The organism is Pseudomonas sp. BF-R-24 (assembly GCF_019947335.1).
Taxonomy (GTDB): domain Bacteria; phylum Pseudomonadota; class Gammaproteobacteria; order Pseudomonadales; family Pseudomonadaceae; genus Aquipseudomonas; species Aquipseudomonas jessenii.
On sequence record NZ_JAGYGG010000005.1, the window covers coordinates 223511 to 239147 of the forward strand.

Genomic DNA, 15637 nt, shown 5'->3' on the forward strand with positions numbered 1-15637 from the left:
GCTCTCCTAACCTATGGCTAAAATTATCGGCATCATCGTCGTATTCGCGAGCGTGCTCGGCGGATACGTGCTTTCCCACGGCAAGATAGCCGCCCTGATACAACCTTTCGAGGTCATGATCATTGGCGGTGCTGCCCTCGGCGCCTTCTTGCAGGCCAACCCCGGCTACATGACGATGCACGTGCTCAAGAAGTCCCTGAGCATGTTCAGTTCACGTTTCAACCACGCCTTCTACCTTGAAGTGCTGGGCCTGATCTACGAGATCCTCAACAAGAGCCGCCGCGAAGGCATGATGGCCATCGAAGGCGACATCGAAGATGCCGCTGCGAGTCCGATCTTCGCGAAGTACCCGACGGTACTCAAGGACGAGCGCATGACCGCGTTCATCTGCGATTACCTGCGCATCATGTCTTCCGGCAACATGGCTCCCCACGAGCTGGAAGGCCTGTTCGACATGGAGCTGTTCAGCCTCAAGGAAGACCTCGAACACCCATCCCACGCGGTCAACGGCATCGCCGACGCCATGCCCGGTTTCGGTATCGTCGCGGCGGTACTGGGTATCGTGGTGACCATGGCTTCGCTGGGTGAAGGCGACCAGAAGTCCATCGGCCTGCACGTAGGTGCGGCACTGGTGGGTACCTTCTTCGGTATTCTCGCCGCCTACGGCTTCTTCGGCCCGCTGGCCCATTCCCTGGCCCATGATGCCAAGGAAGAGCTGAACGTCTACGAAGCCATCAAGGCCTCACTGGTGGCTTCGGCTTCCGGCATGCCGCCATCGCTGGCCGTGGAGTTCGGGCGCAAGGTCCTGTACCCGGCGCACCGTCCAAGCTTCGCCGAGCTGGAACAAGCGGTTCGCGGTCGTTAAGCCATGGAAAATAACCAGCCGATAATCATCAAGCGCGTCAAGCGCATCGCCGGCGGGCATCACGGGGGCGCCTGGAAAATCGCCTTCGCCGACTTCGCCACGGCGATGATGGCGTTCTTCCTGGTGTTGTGGCTGTTGTCCACCGCTACGCCGGAACAGAAAATTGCCATCGCCGGTTACTTCAAGGACCCGATCGGCTTTTCCGAAAGTGGCACGCCCTACATCATCGATCTGGGCGGCACGCCGACCCTGGCGCCGGAAAACACTCTCAACCCCGAGGTGAAGTCCCAGCCGCAGCCGGACAAGGTCACCATCGATACCGATCAGGTCGAAGGCATGGCCGAGCAGGTCGAAAAAGAGCGCCTCGAGCTGTTGCTGCAAGAACTGCAGAACAAGGTCGAAGAAAACCCGCAGATGCAGAAGTTCAAGGATCAGATCCTGTTCGAAATCACGCCGGACGGCCTGCGAATCCAGATCATGGACGCGGAAAACCGCCCGATGTTCGATTCAGGTTCTGCTCGCTTGAAGCCGTATTTCGAAGACATCCTGCTGGCCATGGCCGACACCATCAAGGCGGTGCCGAACAAGATCAGTATCAGCGGCCACACCGATGCCAAGCCATACACCGGCACCGGTGATTTCGGTAACTGGGAATTGTCTGCCAACCGTGCCAACGCCGCACGACGTGCGCTGGTGGCGGGCAGCTATCCGGATGCGCAGGTGGCGCGCGTGGTCGGTTATGCCTCGTCGGCCCTGTTCGATCGCGAGCATCCGTTCAACCCGGTGAACCGTCGTATCGACATCGTCGTCCTGACCAAGAAAGCACAGCGTGCCATCGAAGGTTCGCAAGGTGCTGAACCTGCTCCTGATGCACCGCAAGGTTCGACTGCGCCGGGAGCCACACCGGCTGCACCGGTCGACCCGAACGCGTTGCCGGCGGACAAGGAACCGCTGCCGGCTCACGAACTGCGCGAGCGTCTGAATCTGTTCGATGATCCGGCACCGAAGCCGGGTGAGCCAGCCAAACCGGCTGAACCGCCCAAGCAGTGACCGACAAAAAAGCCGACAGCGATGTCGGCTTTTTTGTGCATGCAAGAATGAGTTCAGATCCGCTGCATTGCGAAAAAACTCAAGGCATGAGGTCTGGTCCGAGAATTGTGTAGGACGGGTCTGAGACCCGAAAACCGGGTTTTACTTCGCTTGGGGCCTCGGTACAGTTCGCCAGTCGCCGACGAATCGGTGACGGACCTTAGCCGGTCGTTTGAGAGGAATGCACGAGCGCCCGTATAATCGCGGCGCGTTTTGCTGCCTGACATATGTCTATGGTGGCTGTGCGTGGGACACCTTCGGGTGTGCCGGGTTCCTCTGACCGGTCGGCTAACCCGCGTACAGCTGCCACCCCATTCGATTAGCCGCGAAAAGGGTGGGAGTTTCATCTTTCAGACGGAATTCAAACCATGTCCCAATTCCACCCGCTCCAAAGCAGCTTCAGCGTCGGGAGCACGCTGTACATCGACACTGAAGCTCGAGCTTCCGATCTTCTCGAAACCGCCATTCACCGAATCAAAGCTGCGCGCAATCTGCTCAACAGCGTCACCTGCCTGTGCGTGAAAGATGCTGAGGGTCACGATTTGGAACATTTCGCCAATGCTGCGCACATACTGATACAGGAGGGCTGTGACGCATTGGATGCGCTGGGCTGGAAGCTGGAAAAGACCGCACGCTGAAAATAGGAAAGCCGTAATGTTCGCGGTTTTTTTGTCACACATTTGAGGCTATGCGGTCGTAAAGCTTTCGAGATCGACGTCCTCTGACTGCCCCGGGATTTGCCATGGACAATCAATCACTACCACTGCTGCAACAGCGTTTCGACGCGCTGGTACATCGCGTGCCTGATGAAAGCATCGAATTCTGGTTCGCCCGCGAGTTGCAAGCTCCCTTGGGTTACGCGCGCTGGGATAATTTTTTGACCGCCATCAGGCGTGCTATAGCCTCCTGTGAAGCTACTGGAGTGGAGGCTTCTGATCATTTTCGTGACGTCACGAAAATGATCGAGGTGGGCAAAGGTGGTCAGCGTCCTGTCGAAGATTTCATGCTCACTCGTTATGCCTGTTACTTGATTGCCCAAAATGGTGACCCGCGTAAACAAGCGATCGCATTCGCTCAGAGTTACTTCGCGCTCCAAACGCGCAAGCAAGAGTTGATCGAGGACCGAATGCGCTTACAAGCCCGCTTCGAGGCTCGAGATCGGTTGCGTGAGTCGGAGAAAGAGCTATCGCAGAACATTTACGAACGTGGTGTAGATGATGAAGGATTTGCCCGTATACGCTCCCGAGGAGATGCAGCATTGTTCGGCGGCAAGACCACGCAGGCGATGAAGGACACGTATGGCATTGTTAAGAGCCGCCCATTGGCTGATTTTTTACCGACGCTGACTATTGCTGCCAAAAATCTGGCTAATGAGATAACTAATCACAACGTGCTACAGGTGAACTTGCAAGGCGAGCCGGCCATTGCCAAGGAGCATGTCCAGAATAATTTGAGCGTCCGAGACATGTTGGAGCAGCGCGGCATCAAGCCCGAGGAGCTTCCCGCTGAAGAGGACATAAGAAAGCTTGAACGTCGCGTGAAATCCGAAGAGAAAAATCTTGCGAAACAGGCGACCAAGCTTCCGGCAGATGATTCAACCGATGGTTGAGTTTGAGTCTTACTAGACTATCTGAACTGGCAATAGTGAATCGATTACCTCGGGTGTCGATTGATTGGTCAGCATGACCCACAAAAAAGCCGACAGAGATGTCGGCTTTTTTGTGGGTGTTTCCTACGTTAAAAGCCGCGGATGATTCGGGACTTGAGGTCGGCGTGAAAGCGATCCGCATTGGATTTGTTAACTCTGCGCACCGACTCGCTACCGGTCACCGAATCCAGTGACATCGAGCGCTTGAGCATCGACTCGTTGCGATAGGCATCGATGAAGAACTCGATGTCCCGGTCGCTGGTCAGCTTCGGCCATTTGTCGAGGTACAGCGGCAGCTCTGTCGGGCCGGTCTTGAACGAGCAGATGCGTCGGTTGGTGATGGTCGCCTCGCCGATTTCGAACGGCACCCACCAGGACAGTGCGGTTTTCTCCGACACCACCGCCAGCAGGTGTGTGCATTCGCTGATGTTGCGGGTGATCACCCCGGTGATGTCGTCGGTGGTCTGGGATTCGGCATCCAGTACGTCGAGGTAGGTCTTGATGTTGGCCTGCATCAGGCGCGTGTTGATGTTGATCGCGTGGGCGCGGTCCATGTGGCGGTAGCTGATAAACACTGGCATCAGAAATGTCCCTTGATCGCGAGTTCGCGGTAATAGGCGCCGAGGGCGGTGAGGCGGCAGCCGGTGGAGTGGATGGCGGCGTAATACATGTGTTCGGCGTCCACCGGTTCGACCAGGCTGTGGCGGTTGCACTTTTGCAACTGGGCGAAGACCTCGCCCTGTTCCGGGTTGAACTCGGGCTCGGTGGGCTCAAAGCTGGGGGCGAGGGGGTACACCGACTCGGCTTCGGCAAACCATTCGGGGAGTTTGCGCAGGATTTCCTTGGGGATCAGCGGGGACACTTCGCGCAGGGAAATGAACTGCGAGACATTGGTCTTGAACACCGGACGCTGTTCCCAGGCATCAAGGGCATTGTCGACAAACGAATAGAGGCTGCCGGGGGTGATCTTGCCCAGGATGTTCGCGGCTCCGCCGTGCAGGGCCTGGAGCAGCAATCCGGTGAACACGCCGTGCTGCACGCCCTCCATCGCCGGCTCTTCCTTTTTACAGGCGGTCAAAATGGTCATGCCTTCGCCGACCACGCTGCCTTCGCTGCGCAAGGCGCGCAGTTCGCCGGCCGAGCCGCTCTGGCAACAATCGAGAATGATCACTTTGTTTTTGATCTTGGTGGCCTTGCTCGCCCAGTTGAGGATGTCGCTGAGGCGAATCCCGTCCTTGGCGCTCTTGTAATCCTGCGGGATCAACATGCCTTCGTCGGTGTCGGTGTCGAAGCTGCCGTGGCCGGCGAAGTACAGCAGCGCGACGTTGCAGTCACCGGAAAACAGCTCGCGGATCTGGTCTTCGAGTTTTTCCCTGCTCAGGAAGTCCTCGGCGGAAGTCAGCACGATGTTCTTGAAGTTCGGATCGCCATTGGCGTCGGTTTTCAACACGGAGGCCATGGCCATGGCGTCATTGCTGCAACCGCTCAGGCGCGACACATAGGTGTAGTCGTTGATGCCGATAAACAGTCCCTTGCGCATGGTTACACCGCCGTATGCTCGCGAATCGCGCTGATGATGCTGTTGGTGTTCCACGCACATTCGGCATGTGCCGCGTCACGTACCACCGTGGAAATGCGCTCGGCACCGAACGGCTTGATCGCAATGATCACCTTGCCCATGCGCTTGGCGATTTCGATTTCCTTGTTGATCCACTTGCTGTAGGTGGAGTACATCCCGGCCATGATCAACACCGCCGAACACGGGCGAATCTTGTTTTCGATGGCCTCCTCAAGTTGTTTGTCGGTTTTCGCGCCGACAATCGGGTTGTCCGGCGGAACCGAAAAATTCTTGTACGTGAAACCAGGCTTTGCGTTGAGCAGGCGCACGAGATTGTCGTGGGCGTCGGAGTAGTTCCACGAGTGGCTGATGAACAGGTGGTAGGTTTGCATAGGTGTCCCTCGGAGTCGCTGGAGTGCGAAGAGGGCTAGAACTTAGGCGAATACAGGGCGGCTACAAGGGGGTGGTGCGGAAAGAGAAATGCCCTACAAGCGAGCGTGCACAGGTCTTACAGAAAGGTCTGATGTTTAAGCGGGGGGAAGATCCAGCCGCCGGCCACCCCGCTGAAGGCAGGGTGGTCGACACGACTGTTTAGTAGCCGTTTTCCGGCAGACTGGCGATGATCGAGCGGTAGCTGTTCATCCGCTGTTGCTGCACGCGGCCGTCTTCAAGGGCCTTGAGCAGGGCGCAACCGGGTTCGCGGTCATGCTTGCAATCACGGAAACGGCAGGTGCCAAGCAGGTCGTTGAACTCGATGAAGCCGGCTTCGACGTCGGCACGGCTGACGTGGCCCAGGCCGAATTCGCGGATACCCGGGGAGTCGATCAACTCACCGCCACCGGGGAAGTGGAACAACCGCGCGGTAGTGGTGGTGTGGGTGCCCTGGCCGGACAGTTCGGACAACGGGCCGACGCGGGTTTCGACATCCGGCAGCAGGCTGTTGACCAGCGACGACTTGCCGACGCCGGACTGGCCGACGAATACGCTGATGCGTCCGTCCAGCTGTGTCTGCAATTGCTCCATGCCGTTGCCGTGGTGCGCCGACACTTCCAGCACCGGATAGCCCAGGGTGCGGTATACGGCGAGCAAGGCATTCAGTGCAGGAGCGTTGTTTTCGTCGATCAGGTCGAATTTGTTCAGCAGCAACAGTGGCTTGATGCCTGCATGCTCGGCCGCCACCAGGTAGCGGTCGATCAGGTTGGCATGGGGCTCGGGCAGCGGTGCAAACACGATGACGATCATGTCGACGTTGGCCGCAACCGGCTTGAGCTGACCACGGCTGTCCGGGCGACACAGCTCGGTGTTGCGCGGCAGTTGCGCCACGATCACGCCGATACCCTGGTTGCCGGCACGCCAGACCACCTGATCGCCGGTCACCAGCGCCGGCAGGTTGGCGCGCAGGTGGCAACGGAATACCTGGCCGGCCAGTTCGCCGTCGCGGGCCTCGACCTCGACCTGCACACCGAAGTGCGCGATCACCAGGCCGTGCTGTTCCGGGCCCAGATCGCCGCCCTCAAGTGCCTCGACGGCCGAGGACTCGCGTTTGGCGGCGCGGGCAGCGCGTTCGCCCTGAATCTTTTCGATGCGCCAGTTTTGACGACGATTGAGTTGGCGTTTGGCCATGGGTGTTCCGTATCAAGAATGCAGCGATTAGGTAAAACGGCCGCGAGTTTAGCACGCCCGGCCACCGGCCTAGGCTAAACTGCGCAGCATTGCCTAGGAGCCGACACATGCAAAACCCACAGAACCTGATCTGGATCGACCTGGAAATGACCGGTCTGAACCCGGACACCGACGTCATCATCGAAATGGCCACCATCGTCACCGACAGTGACCTGAACACTCTGGCCGAAGGCCCGGTGATCGCCATTCACCACAGCGACGAAATCCTTGCCGGCATGGACGAGTGGAACACCCGTCAGCATGGCGGTTCCGGGCTGACCCAGCGGGTTCGCGACAGCCGCATCAGCATGGCCGAAGCCGAAGCCGAAACCATCGCCTTCCTGGAGAAGTGGGTGCCGAAGGGCAAGTCGCCGATCTGCGGCAACAGCATCTGCCAGGATCGTCGCTTCCTTTATACCCACATGAAATCCCTGGAAAGCTTCTTCCACTACCGCAACCTCGACGTGTCGACCCTCAAAGAGCTGGCTGCGCGCTGGGCACCGGATGTGCGTGACAGCTTCAAGAAGGGCAGCACGCACCTGGCCCTGGACGACATCCGCGAATCGATCGCTGAGCTGCAGCACTACCGCAAGCATTTCATCAAGTTCTGATTCACGGTCGTCCGTTCCGGCCCCATCGCGAGCAAGCTCGCTCCCACAGGTACAACGCCTGCCCTGTGGGAGCGAGCTTGCTCGCGATGGCGTAGGCGCAGTCGCCACCAGTGTTCGGGTAGCGCCCTCTTTTGGTGCCTGGGTGAACTGAGTAGACTGCGCGCCTTTCTGCAAGGATCGCCCCTATGCTGCTGATGCTCTACCTGATCGCCATCACCACCGAAGCCATGACTGGCGCCCTCTCTGCCGGCCGACGGGGCATGGACTGGTTTGGTGTGGTGCTGATCGCTTGCGTCACGGCGCTGGGTGGCGGGTCGGTGCGCGATGTGCTGCTCGGGCATTACCCTCTGACGTGGGTCAAACACCCGGAGTATCTGGTGCTGACCACGGCAGCCGCGATGATCACAGTGTTCACGGCCCGCTGGATGCGGCATTTGCGCTCACTGTTCCTGGTGCTCGACGCCATGGGCCTGGTGGCGTTCACCCTGATCGGCTGCATCACCGCCCTGGAAATGGGCCATGGCATGTTGGTCGCCTCCGTTAGCGGCGTGATCACCGGCGTCTTCGGCGGCATCCTGCGGGACATTTTCTGCAACGATATTCCGCTGATCTTCCGACGTGAGCTTTATGCCAGCGTTTCGTTCGCCGCGGCGTGGTGCTACATGCTCTGCATCTATCTGCAATTACCCGATGAACAATCGATTCTGATCACCTTGTTCGGCGGTTTTCTGCTGCGCTTGCTGGCGATCCGTTTTCATTGGGAAATGCCCAAGTTCGTCTATAACGACGAAGCCTGACGTTCGGCGTGTTGCCGCAACGCCCACGCGACATGTTCACGTACCAGTTCCGAAGGATGTTCCCGTCGCGCCTTCAGCGCCTCCAGCACCGGGATCGTTGAAGGCGCATTGCCCAAGCCCACCGCCAGGTTGCGCAACCAGTTTTCATAGCCCGTCCGGCGCAGCGGCGAGCCTTCGGTGCTGCTCAGGAATTTCTCTTCATCCCACATGAACAGTTCCGCCAGCCCGGCATTGTCCAGATTGTGCCGCGGCTTGAAGTCGCTTTCACCGGAAGGGCGGGCGAAGCGGTTCCACGGGCAGACAATCTGGCAGTCATCGCAACCGAACACCCGGTTGCCGATCAGTGGCCGCAGGTCCTCAGGGATCGCGCCTTTGAGTTCGATGGTCAGGTAGGAAATGCAGCGTCGGGCATCCAGCACATAGGGGCCGACGAAGGCGTTGGTCGGGCAGATGTCGAGGCAGGCACTGCAGCGCCCGCAGTGTTCGGTGGCATGGGGCGGGTCGACCGGCAGCGGCAGGTCGACGAACAGTTCGGCGAGAAAAAAGTAACTGCCGGCCTTGCGGTTCAAGACCAGGGTATTTTTGCCGATCCATCCAAGCCCCGCCTGTTCGGCGATGGCTTTTTCCAGCACCGGGGCACTGTCGACGAAGGCGCGGTAGCCAAACGGGCCGATCTGCGCCTGAATTTTTTCCGCCAGTTGTTGCACGCGTTTGCGGATCAGCTTGTGGTAATCGCGACCCAGGGCATAACGCGAGACGTAGGCTTTTTCCGGTTGGGCGAGCATTTTTGCCATCTGCGTGTCGCCGGACAAGTAATCCATGCGCAGGGACACCACGCGCAAAGTGCCCGGCACCAGCTCTTCGGGGTGCGAGCGTTTGCTGCCGTGGGCGCCCATGTAATCCATTTCGCCGTGGTAGCCGGCTTCGAGCCAGCGCTCCAGGTGCTGCTCATGCTCGGCCAGGTCGAGGCCGCTGATGCCGACTTGCTGAAAGCCCAGCTCGCGGCCCCAGTCCTTGATGGATTGGGCGAGGGCGGGCAGATCTGTGGTAATAGCGGGCATGAGACGAGAGAAACCGGGGCTGAGATGCGTATAATTCTGCCAGACATCGGAGCCCGAAGACGCATGCCGCACACTAAAGATGAATTACCCGACGTGCTGTATAGCGCCGCCCAGGTGCGAGCACTCGACGCGAGCCTGATCGCCGCCGGCACGGCGGGCTTCGAATTGATGCAGCGCGCGGCGCGGGCGACGTGGCGGGCGCTGGTGCGGCAATGGCCGACGGCAAACGAGCTGAGCGTGCTTGTCGGACATGGCAACAACGCAGGCGACGGGTACCTGGTGGCCGTACTGGCCCAGCGTGCCGGTTGGTCGGTGCGGGTGCTGGCGGTGGGCGATCCGCAGCGCTTGCAGGGTGATGCGGCGTCGGCCCATGCCGAGGCGGTGTCTGAACAGGTGCTCATCGAGCCCTGGACGGCACAATCCGGATTGCGCGGCATTGTGCTGGATGCTTTGCTTGGCACCGGTCTGAGCGGTGACGTGCGTGATCCCTATGTCAGCGCCATCGCCGCGATCAATGCCAGCGGACTGCCGGTTGCGGCGGTGGATATTCCGTCAGGGTTGTGCGCGGATACGGGCCGCATCCTTGGTGATGCAGTGCATGCCGACCTGACGGTCACGTTCATTGGCTTGAAGGTGGGGTTGTTCACCGGTGATGCCGCGGATGTGACGGGTGAGTTGGTGTTCAACGATCTGCAGGCTGATCCGCAGTTGCTGGACGGTACTACGTTCACGGCTCGGCGCTTGTGTATCGCTAACCTGCCGCGTCTGGTGTCCCGGGCACCGGCATCCCACAAAGGCAAGTTCGGTCATGTGCTGCTCATTGGCGGTGATCGCGGTTACGGTGGGGCAATTTTGCTGAGTGCACAAAGTGCTCTGCGCAGCGGTGCGGGCATGGTTTCGCTGTCCACCCGTCCGGAACATGTTTCGCCAGCGCTTTCTCGAATTCCGGAAGCCATGGTGCTGGGCACGTCGTCGGCCAATCAACTGATGGGGTTGCTTGAGAAGGTATCGGTGTTGGTGGTCGGGCCGGGCCTGGGTCAGGCAGGGTGGGGGCGCAGCCTGCTGTCGGCTGCGGCCAATGCGCCTTTGCCGCAAGTCTGGGATGCCGATGCCTTGAATCTGTTGGCGGGTGGACAGGTCGATCTGCCCAAGGGTTGCGTGATTACCCCGCATCCGGGGGAGGCGGCACGTTTGCTTGGGGTGAGCACTGCCGACGTTCAGTCTGACCGTCCCGCCGCAGCCCATGCATTGAGTAAAAAATATACAGCTGTCGTCGTTCTGAAAGGTGCCGGCAGCCTGATCGCCCATCCCGATGGACGTCTGGCGCTGTGTCATCAGGGGCACCCGGCCATGGCCACCGCCGGTTTGGGCGACGTGCTGGCCGGTTTGCTCGGCGCATTGCTGGCCCAGGGCATGGAGCCGTTCGACGCGGCCTGCCTGGCGGTCTGGCTGCACGCCAATGCCGGCGAGCAACAAGGAAAATTGGGCCGTGGGCTGGCGGCCAGTGATCTGATCCCAGCCATTCGTCAGTTGTTGGAGGAGCAAGCACCGTGTCTGAAGTAACCCTGTACCTGGCCGATGAACAGGCCATGAGCGACTTTGGCGCACGCATTGCCCGAATCACCCAAGGCCATGGCCTGATCTTCATTGAGGGCAACCTGGGGATGGGCAAAACCACGTTGTCCCGAGGCATCATTCGCGGTCTGGGGCATGTCGGGGCAGTCAAAAGCCCGACCTTCACCCTGGTCGAACCCTACGAGATCGGCGACATTCGCGCCTTCCATTTTGATTTGTACCGTCTGGTCGATCCGGAAGAGCTAGAGTTCCTCGGTATCCGCGACTACTTCGAAGACGATGCCCTGTGTCTGATCGAATGGCCCGATAAAGGTGCAGGCTTTTTGCCAAAGCCTGACCTGACCATTACCATTAGCCCGCAAGACAGCGGGCGTTCGCTGAAAATTTTATCCCAGGGCTCGCGTGGCGAGGCCTGGTGTGCCGCTTTGGCATTGGAATCCAAATAGATGATGGGGTTAGGTATGCGCTTTCGCGCGTTGGTGGCTGCCGTAGGGGTGTTGTTCTTGGCGGTGACCGTCGACGCTGTGGCCGATTCGAAGGTCAACAGTGTTCGTCTGTGGCGGGCACCGGACAACACGCGACTGGTGTTTGACCTGACCGGCCCGGTGCAACACAGCGTCTTTACCCTGACGGCTCCGGACCGCCTGGTCATCGACATCAATGGCGCGACCCTCGGTGCGCCGCTCAACGTCAACACCTCGAACACCCCGATTACCGCCATGCGCTCGGCCCAGCGCACGCCGACGGACCTGCGGGTGGTCATCGACCTGAAAAAGGCCGTGACGCCGAAAAGCTTCTCCCTGGCGCCGAACGCTCAGTACGGTAACCGATTGGTGGTCGACCTGTTCGATAACGCCGCAGACGCCGCGCCACCGCCTGCGCCGACACCGTCGGTCGCCACGGTGCCTGCCGTGCCGGTCACGCCTGCGGAGCCTGCAATCAAATTGCCGCCAGCCCCGGCCGGCAAACGCGACATCATTGTGGTGATCGACGCCGGTCACGGTGGCGAAGATCCGGGGGCTTCCGGCTCCCGAGGCCAGCGCGAGAAAGACGTGGTGCTGCAGATTGCCCGCGAAACCCAACGCCAGGTCAACGGCATGAAAGGTTTCCGTGCCGAACTGACCCGTACCGGCGACTACTTCATTCCGTTGCGCGGCCGTACCGAAATCGCCCGCAAGAAAGGCGCCGACCTTTTCGTCTCGATCCACGCCGACGCCGCGCCTTCTGCCGCCGCTTTCGGTGCCTCGGTATTTGCCCTGTCCGATCGCGGCGCAACTTCCGAGACCGCCCGTTGGCTGGCCGACAGCGAAAACCGCTCCGACCTGATCGGTGGTGCCGGCAACGTCAGCCTCGATGACAAAGACCGCATGCTCGCCGGCGTGCTGCTCGACTTGTCGATGACGGCATCCCTGACCTCCAGCCTGAACGTTGGCCAGAAAGTCTTGAGCAACATCGGTCGGGTCACGCCATTGCACAAGCAGCGGGTTGAGCAGGCCGGGTTCATGGTACTGAAGTCGCCGGATATTCCGTCGATCCTGGTGGAAACCGGGTTCATCTCCAACGCCAACGAAGCCTCGAAGCTTGCCGCGTCAAGCCATCAACAGGCGCTGGCGCGTTCGATTAGCAGCGGCGTGCGCCAGTTCTTCCAGCAGAACCCGCCGCCAGGCACTTACATTGCCTGGCTGCGTGATTCCGGAAAAATCGCCCAAGGTCCACGTGACCATCGGGTAAACCCTGGCGAGACGCTGGCGATGATCGCCGTTCGTTATCAGGTTACGCCGGCCACCTTGCGCAGCGCCAACAACCTGTCGAGCGATGAACTCAAGGTTGGTCAGCACTTGACCATTCCGGGCACTGAACTGGCGGCCAAAGAATGAATCAGGTCGTGAACAACAGCGCTCGCATCGAGCTGCTCAGCCCGCGGCTGGCGAACCAGATTGCCGCGGGTGAGGTGGTCGAGCGCCCGGCTTCGGTGATCAAGGAACTGCTGGAAAACAGCCTCGACTCCGGCGCCAAACGCATCGACGTCGATGTGGAGCAGGGCGGCGTCAAGCTGCTGCGGGTGCGCGACGATGGCAGTGGCATTTCCGCCGATGACCTGCCGTTGGCCCTGGCCCGTCACGCCACCAGCAAGATCCGCAACCTGGAAGACCTCGAACAGGTCATGAGCCTGGGGTTTCGCGGCGAGGCCCTGGCGTCGATCAGCTCCGTCGCGCGCTTGACCTTGACCTCCCGCACCCGCGACGCCGATCAGGCGTGGCAGGTCGAGACCGAGGGTCGTGACATGGCGCCCCGTGTGCAACCTGCGGCCCACCCGGTGGGCACTTCGGTTGAAGTGCGCGACCTGTTCTTCAACACGCCGGCGCGACGCAAGTTTCTCAAGACCGAAAAAACCGAATTCGATCACCTGCAAGAAGTGATCAGGCGCTTGGCCCTGGCGCGCTTCGATGTGGCGTTCCATCTGCGCCATAACGGCAAGACCATCCTCAGCCTGCACGAGGCCCATGATGATGCGGCCCGTGCCCGGCGCGTGGCGGCGATCTGCGGGCCGGGTTTCCTGGAGCAGGCACTGCCGATCGAAATCGAGCGCAACGGCCTGCATCTATGGGGCTGGGTCGGCCTGCCGACCTTCAACCGCAGCCAGGCCGACTTGCAGTATTTCTTCGTCAATGGCCGTGCCGTGCGCGACAAACTGGTGGCCCACGCGGTACGCCAGGCCTATCGCGACGTGCTGTTCAATGGTCGGCACCCGACCTTCGTGCTGTTTTTCGAAGTCGATCCGACTGGTGTCGACGTCAACGTGCACCCGACCAAGCACGAAGTGCGCTTCCGTGAAGGGCGCATGGTCCACGATTTCCTCTATGGCACCTTGCACCGCGCCTTGGGCGATGTGCGCCCCGACGATCAACTGGCGGCGCCGGTTGCCACGGCCATCGTCCGGCCTACCGGCCTCGAAGCCGGTGAATTCGGACCCCAGGGCGAAATGCGCCTGGCCGCCAATGCGCTGCTGGAACAGCCTCAGACTCAGCCGTCGTTCAATGCGCCGGCGGGTTCGGGGGCTGGCGCGGGTTATCAATATCAATACACGCCGCGACCGCAGTCCGGTGCACCTGTCGCCGAAGCGCAGGCCGCCTATCGCGAGTTTTTTGCACCGCTGCCCGAGGCCAATGCCGTCGCGCTGCCGGCCGGGCAGGACGACATCCCGCCGCTCGGTTATGCGCTGGCACAACTCAAGGGCATCTACATTCTTTCGGAAAACGCTCAGGGCCTGGTGCTGGTGGACATGCACGCCGCTCACGAGCGGATCATGTATGAGCGTCTGAAGGTGGCGATGGCCAGTGAGGGCCTGAGCGGCCAGCCGTTGCTGGTGCCGGAGTCCCTGGCCGTCAGCCAGCGTGAAGCCGATTGCGCCGAGGAGCATGTCGCCTGGTTCCAGCGCCTGGGCTTTGAATTACAGCGTCTGGGCCCGGAAACCCTGGCGATACGGCAGATTCCGGCACTGCTCAAGCAGGCCGAAGCCAACCGGCTGGTCGCTGACGTCCTGGCTGACCTGATGGAGTTCGGCACCAGCGACCGCATTCAGGCGCACCTGAACGAATTGCTCGGGACCATGGCCTGCCACGGCGCGGTTCGTGCGAATCGGCGGTTGGCCCTGCCGGAAATGAACGGTCTGCTGCGTGACATGGAAAACACCGAGCGCAGTGGTCAATGCAACCATGGCCGACCGACCTGGACCCAACTGGGCCTGGACGATCTGGACAAACTGTTCTTGCGCGGTCGTTGATGAGCCAGTTCCCACCTGCGATTTTCCTGATGGGCCCGACCGCCGCCGGCAAGACCGACCTGGCCATCGAGCTCACCAAGGTCCTGCCTTGCGAGTTGATCAGTGTCGATTCGGCGCTGGTGTACCGTGGCATGGACATTGGCACCGCCAAGCCTTCCAAAGAACTGCTGGCGCAATTTCCGCATCGTCTGATCGATATTCTCGATCCGGCCGAGAGCTATTCGGCAGCGGATTTCCGCCGTGACGCCCTGGAAGCCATGGCCGATATCACCGCACGGGGAAAAATTCCGCTGCTGGTGGGCGGCACCATGCTCTATTACAAGGCTTTGGTTGAAGGTCTGGCAGATATGCCGGCCGCCGATCCCGAGGTCCGTGCGCAAATCGAAGAAGAGGCTGCGCGCCTTGGCTGGCAAGCCTTGCACGAACAATTGGCGGTGATCGATCCGGAGTCCGCGGCTCGAATACATCCGAACGATCCCCAGCGATTGAGTCGAGCGCTGGAAGTTTATCGTGTCAGCGGTCAAAGCATGACCGCCCTGCGTTTGCAACAATCTGCGCAAAGTACTGAAGCAGCCGCTTCGGGACTGCAACAATTGCCCTATACTGTCGCGAACTTGGCCATTGCTCCGGCAAATCGCCAGGTACTGCACGAGCGAATTAAACAAAGATTCACTTTAATGTTGGAACAGGGATTCATTGACGAGGTCGTAGCCCTGCGTAATAGAGGAGACCTGCATACCGGGTTGCCGTCTATACGTGCAGTAGGCTATCGCCAAGTCTGGGACTACCTGGATGGCAAGCTGACGTCAGCCGAGATGCAGGAGCGTGGAATCATTGCCACGCGCCAATTGGCGAAACGCCAGTTCACCTGGCTGCGCAGTTGGACTGATCTGCATTGGCTGGACAGTCTGGATTGCGACAATCTGCCGCGCGCCTTGAAATACCTTGGGACCATCTCCATATTGAGCTGAGTCCTTGCAATTGCCG

Annotated in this window: 16 protein-coding genes; 11 read left to right on the forward strand and 5 right to left on the reverse strand. The window is 60.3% G+C overall.

All coding sequences use genetic code 11. The features are described 5' to 3' along the window. The first annotated feature begins 13 nt into the window (after nt 1-13). From motA to dinD, 4 genes are all read left to right on the forward strand, one after another. Complete coding sequence (gene motA, locus KGA98_RS06355) at nt 14-865, forward strand: flagellar motor stator protein MotA (RefSeq protein WP_015093220.1); 852 nt, start codon at nt 14-16, stop codon at nt 863-865. 3 nt (nt 866-868) lie between these two features. Beyond that, a complete protein-coding gene (gene motB, locus KGA98_RS06360) occupies nt 869-1915 on the forward strand; it encodes a flagellar motor protein MotB (RefSeq protein ID WP_223501874.1) in 1047 nt (348 codons plus the stop codon). Between the two features lie 407 nt (nt 1916-2322). Beyond that, nucleotides 2323-2592: a hypothetical protein gene (locus KGA98_RS06365; protein WP_223501875.1), complete on the forward strand. Its 270-nt coding sequence runs from the start codon at nt 2323-2325 to the stop codon at nt 2590-2592. Between the two features lie 104 nt (nt 2593-2696). Then, nucleotides 2697-3563 carry a DNA damage-inducible protein D gene (gene dinD / locus KGA98_RS06370; protein ID WP_223501876.1) on the forward strand — a complete coding sequence of 289 codons (867 nt, stop codon included), beginning with the start codon at nt 2697-2699 and terminating at the stop codon, nt 3561-3563. 128 nt (nt 3564-3691) lie between these two features. On the opposite strand, the gene KGA98_RS06375 is transcribed toward dinD, so the two are convergent. From KGA98_RS06375 to rsgA, 4 genes are all read right to left on the reverse strand, one after another. Continuing rightward, nucleotides 3692-4183 (reverse strand): toll/interleukin-1 receptor domain-containing protein, encoded by a 492-nt coding sequence (locus tag KGA98_RS06375; protein ID WP_057712251.1) that lies wholly within the window; start codon nt 4181-4183, stop codon nt 3692-3694. After that, entirely contained in the window at nt 4183-5142 is a 960-nt protein-coding gene (locus KGA98_RS06380) for a caspase domain-containing protein (RefSeq protein ID WP_223501877.1), read from the reverse strand. Before KGA98_RS06380 ends, KGA98_RS06375 begins: the two co-directional genes overlap by 1 nt. A 2-nt stretch (nt 5143-5144) precedes the next feature. Beyond that, nucleotides 5145-5552, reverse strand: coding sequence for a TIR domain-containing protein (locus KGA98_RS06385; protein WP_154861127.1), 408 nt, complete (start codon nt 5550-5552; stop codon nt 5145-5147). A gap of 199 nt (nt 5553-5751) precedes the next feature. After that, complete coding sequence (gene rsgA / locus KGA98_RS06390; RefSeq protein ID WP_007978809.1) at nt 5752-6783, reverse strand: small ribosomal subunit biogenesis GTPase RsgA; 1032 nt, start codon at nt 6781-6783, stop codon at nt 5752-5754. A 107-nt stretch (nt 6784-6890) separates the two neighbouring features. On the opposite strand from rsgA, the gene orn reads away from it, so the two are divergent. Continuing rightward, nucleotides 6891-7433: an oligoribonuclease gene (gene orn / locus KGA98_RS06395; RefSeq protein WP_008035288.1), complete on the forward strand. Its 543-nt coding sequence runs from the start codon at nt 6891-6893 to the stop codon at nt 7431-7433. Nucleotides 7434-7618: 185 nt separating this feature from the next. Continuing rightward, nucleotides 7619-8230: a trimeric intracellular cation channel family protein gene (locus tag KGA98_RS06400; protein WP_057712247.1), complete on the forward strand. Its 612-nt coding sequence runs from the start codon at nt 7619-7621 to the stop codon at nt 8228-8230. On the opposite strand, the gene queG is transcribed toward KGA98_RS06400, so the two are convergent. Further along, nucleotides 8212-9291 carry a tRNA epoxyqueuosine(34) reductase QueG gene (gene queG, locus KGA98_RS06405; RefSeq protein ID WP_057712246.1) on the reverse strand — a complete coding sequence of 360 codons (1080 nt, stop codon included), beginning with the start codon at nt 9289-9291 and terminating at the stop codon, nt 8212-8214. The two genes, KGA98_RS06400 and queG, sit on opposite strands and share 19 nt — an antisense overlap. A 63-nt stretch (nt 9292-9354) precedes the next feature. Here queG and KGA98_RS06410 point away from each other — a divergent pair, with 63 nt between their 5' ends. Genes KGA98_RS06410 through miaA form a run of 5 tightly spaced genes read left to right on the forward strand, consistent with a single transcriptional unit; the run spans nt 9355 to nt 15621 of the window. Further along, the gene (locus KGA98_RS06410; RefSeq protein ID WP_223501878.1) at nt 9355-10854 is read left to right on the forward strand and encodes an NAD(P)H-hydrate dehydratase; all 1500 of its coding nucleotides are present in this window, start codon (nt 9355-9357) and stop codon (nt 10852-10854) included. Next, on the forward strand, nt 10842-11312 hold the full coding sequence (tsaE, locus tag KGA98_RS06415; protein WP_223501879.1) for a tRNA (adenosine(37)-N6)-threonylcarbamoyltransferase complex ATPase subunit type 1 TsaE: 471 nt from the start codon (nt 10842-10844) through the stop codon (nt 11310-11312). Before KGA98_RS06410 ends, tsaE begins: the two co-directional genes overlap by 13 nt. Continuing rightward, nucleotides 11313-12743, forward strand: a complete 1431-nt coding sequence (locus tag KGA98_RS06420; protein ID WP_057712244.1) for an N-acetylmuramoyl-L-alanine amidase — start codon at nt 11313-11315, stop codon at nt 12741-12743. Further along, complete coding sequence (mutL, locus tag KGA98_RS06425; RefSeq protein ID WP_263287805.1) at nt 12740-14650, forward strand: DNA mismatch repair endonuclease MutL; 1911 nt, start codon at nt 12740-12742, stop codon at nt 14648-14650. The genes KGA98_RS06420 and mutL overlap by 4 nt, the downstream gene beginning before the upstream one ends. After that, nucleotides 14650-15621, forward strand: coding sequence for a tRNA (adenosine(37)-N6)-dimethylallyltransferase MiaA (gene miaA / locus KGA98_RS06430; RefSeq protein WP_057712242.1), 972 nt, complete (start codon nt 14650-14652; stop codon nt 15619-15621). Before mutL ends, miaA begins: the two co-directional genes overlap by 1 nt. The last annotated feature ends 16 nt before the right edge of the window (nt 15622-15637 follow it).

Coding starts and splice junctions, on each gene's coding strand:
- KGA98_RS06365 (WP_223501875.1), top strand. CDS start 2,323: ATGTCCCAATTCCACCCGCTCCAAAGCAGCTTCAGCGTCGGGAGCACG.
- rsgA (WP_007978809.1), bottom strand. CDS start 6,783: ATGGCCAAACGCCAACTCAATCGTCGTCAAAACTGGCGCATCGAAAAG.
- KGA98_RS06375 (WP_057712251.1), bottom strand. CDS start 4,183: ATGCCAGTGTTTATCAGCTACCGCCACATGGACCGCGCCCACGCGATC.
- miaA (WP_057712242.1), top strand. CDS start 14,650: ATGAGCCAGTTCCCACCTGCGATTTTCCTGATGGGCCCGACCGCCGCC.
- KGA98_RS06380 (WP_223501877.1), bottom strand. CDS start 5,142: ATGCGCAAGGGACTGTTTATCGGCATCAACGACTACACCTATGTGTCG.
- queG (WP_057712246.1), bottom strand. CDS start 9,291: ATGCCCGCTATTACCACAGATCTGCCCGCCCTCGCCCAATCCATCAAG.
- KGA98_RS06420 (WP_057712244.1), top strand. CDS start 11,313: ATGATGGGGTTAGGTATGCGCTTTCGCGCGTTGGTGGCTGCCGTAGGG.
- KGA98_RS06410 (WP_223501878.1), top strand. CDS start 9,355: ATGCCGCACACTAAAGATGAATTACCCGACGTGCTGTATAGCGCCGCC.
- mutL (WP_263287805.1), top strand. CDS start 12,740: ATGAATCAGGTCGTGAACAACAGCGCTCGCATCGAGCTGCTCAGCCCG.
- KGA98_RS06400 (WP_057712247.1), top strand. CDS start 7,619: ATGCTGCTGATGCTCTACCTGATCGCCATCACCACCGAAGCCATGACT.
- orn (WP_008035288.1), top strand. CDS start 6,891: ATGCAAAACCCACAGAACCTGATCTGGATCGACCTGGAAATGACCGGT.
- dinD (WP_223501876.1), top strand. CDS start 2,697: ATGGACAATCAATCACTACCACTGCTGCAACAGCGTTTCGACGCGCTG.
- KGA98_RS06385 (WP_154861127.1), bottom strand. CDS start 5,552: ATGCAAACCTACCACCTGTTCATCAGCCACTCGTGGAACTACTCCGAC.
- motA (WP_015093220.1), top strand. CDS start 14: ATGGCTAAAATTATCGGCATCATCGTCGTATTCGCGAGCGTGCTCGGC.
- motB (WP_223501874.1), top strand. CDS start 869: ATGGAAAATAACCAGCCGATAATCATCAAGCGCGTCAAGCGCATCGCC.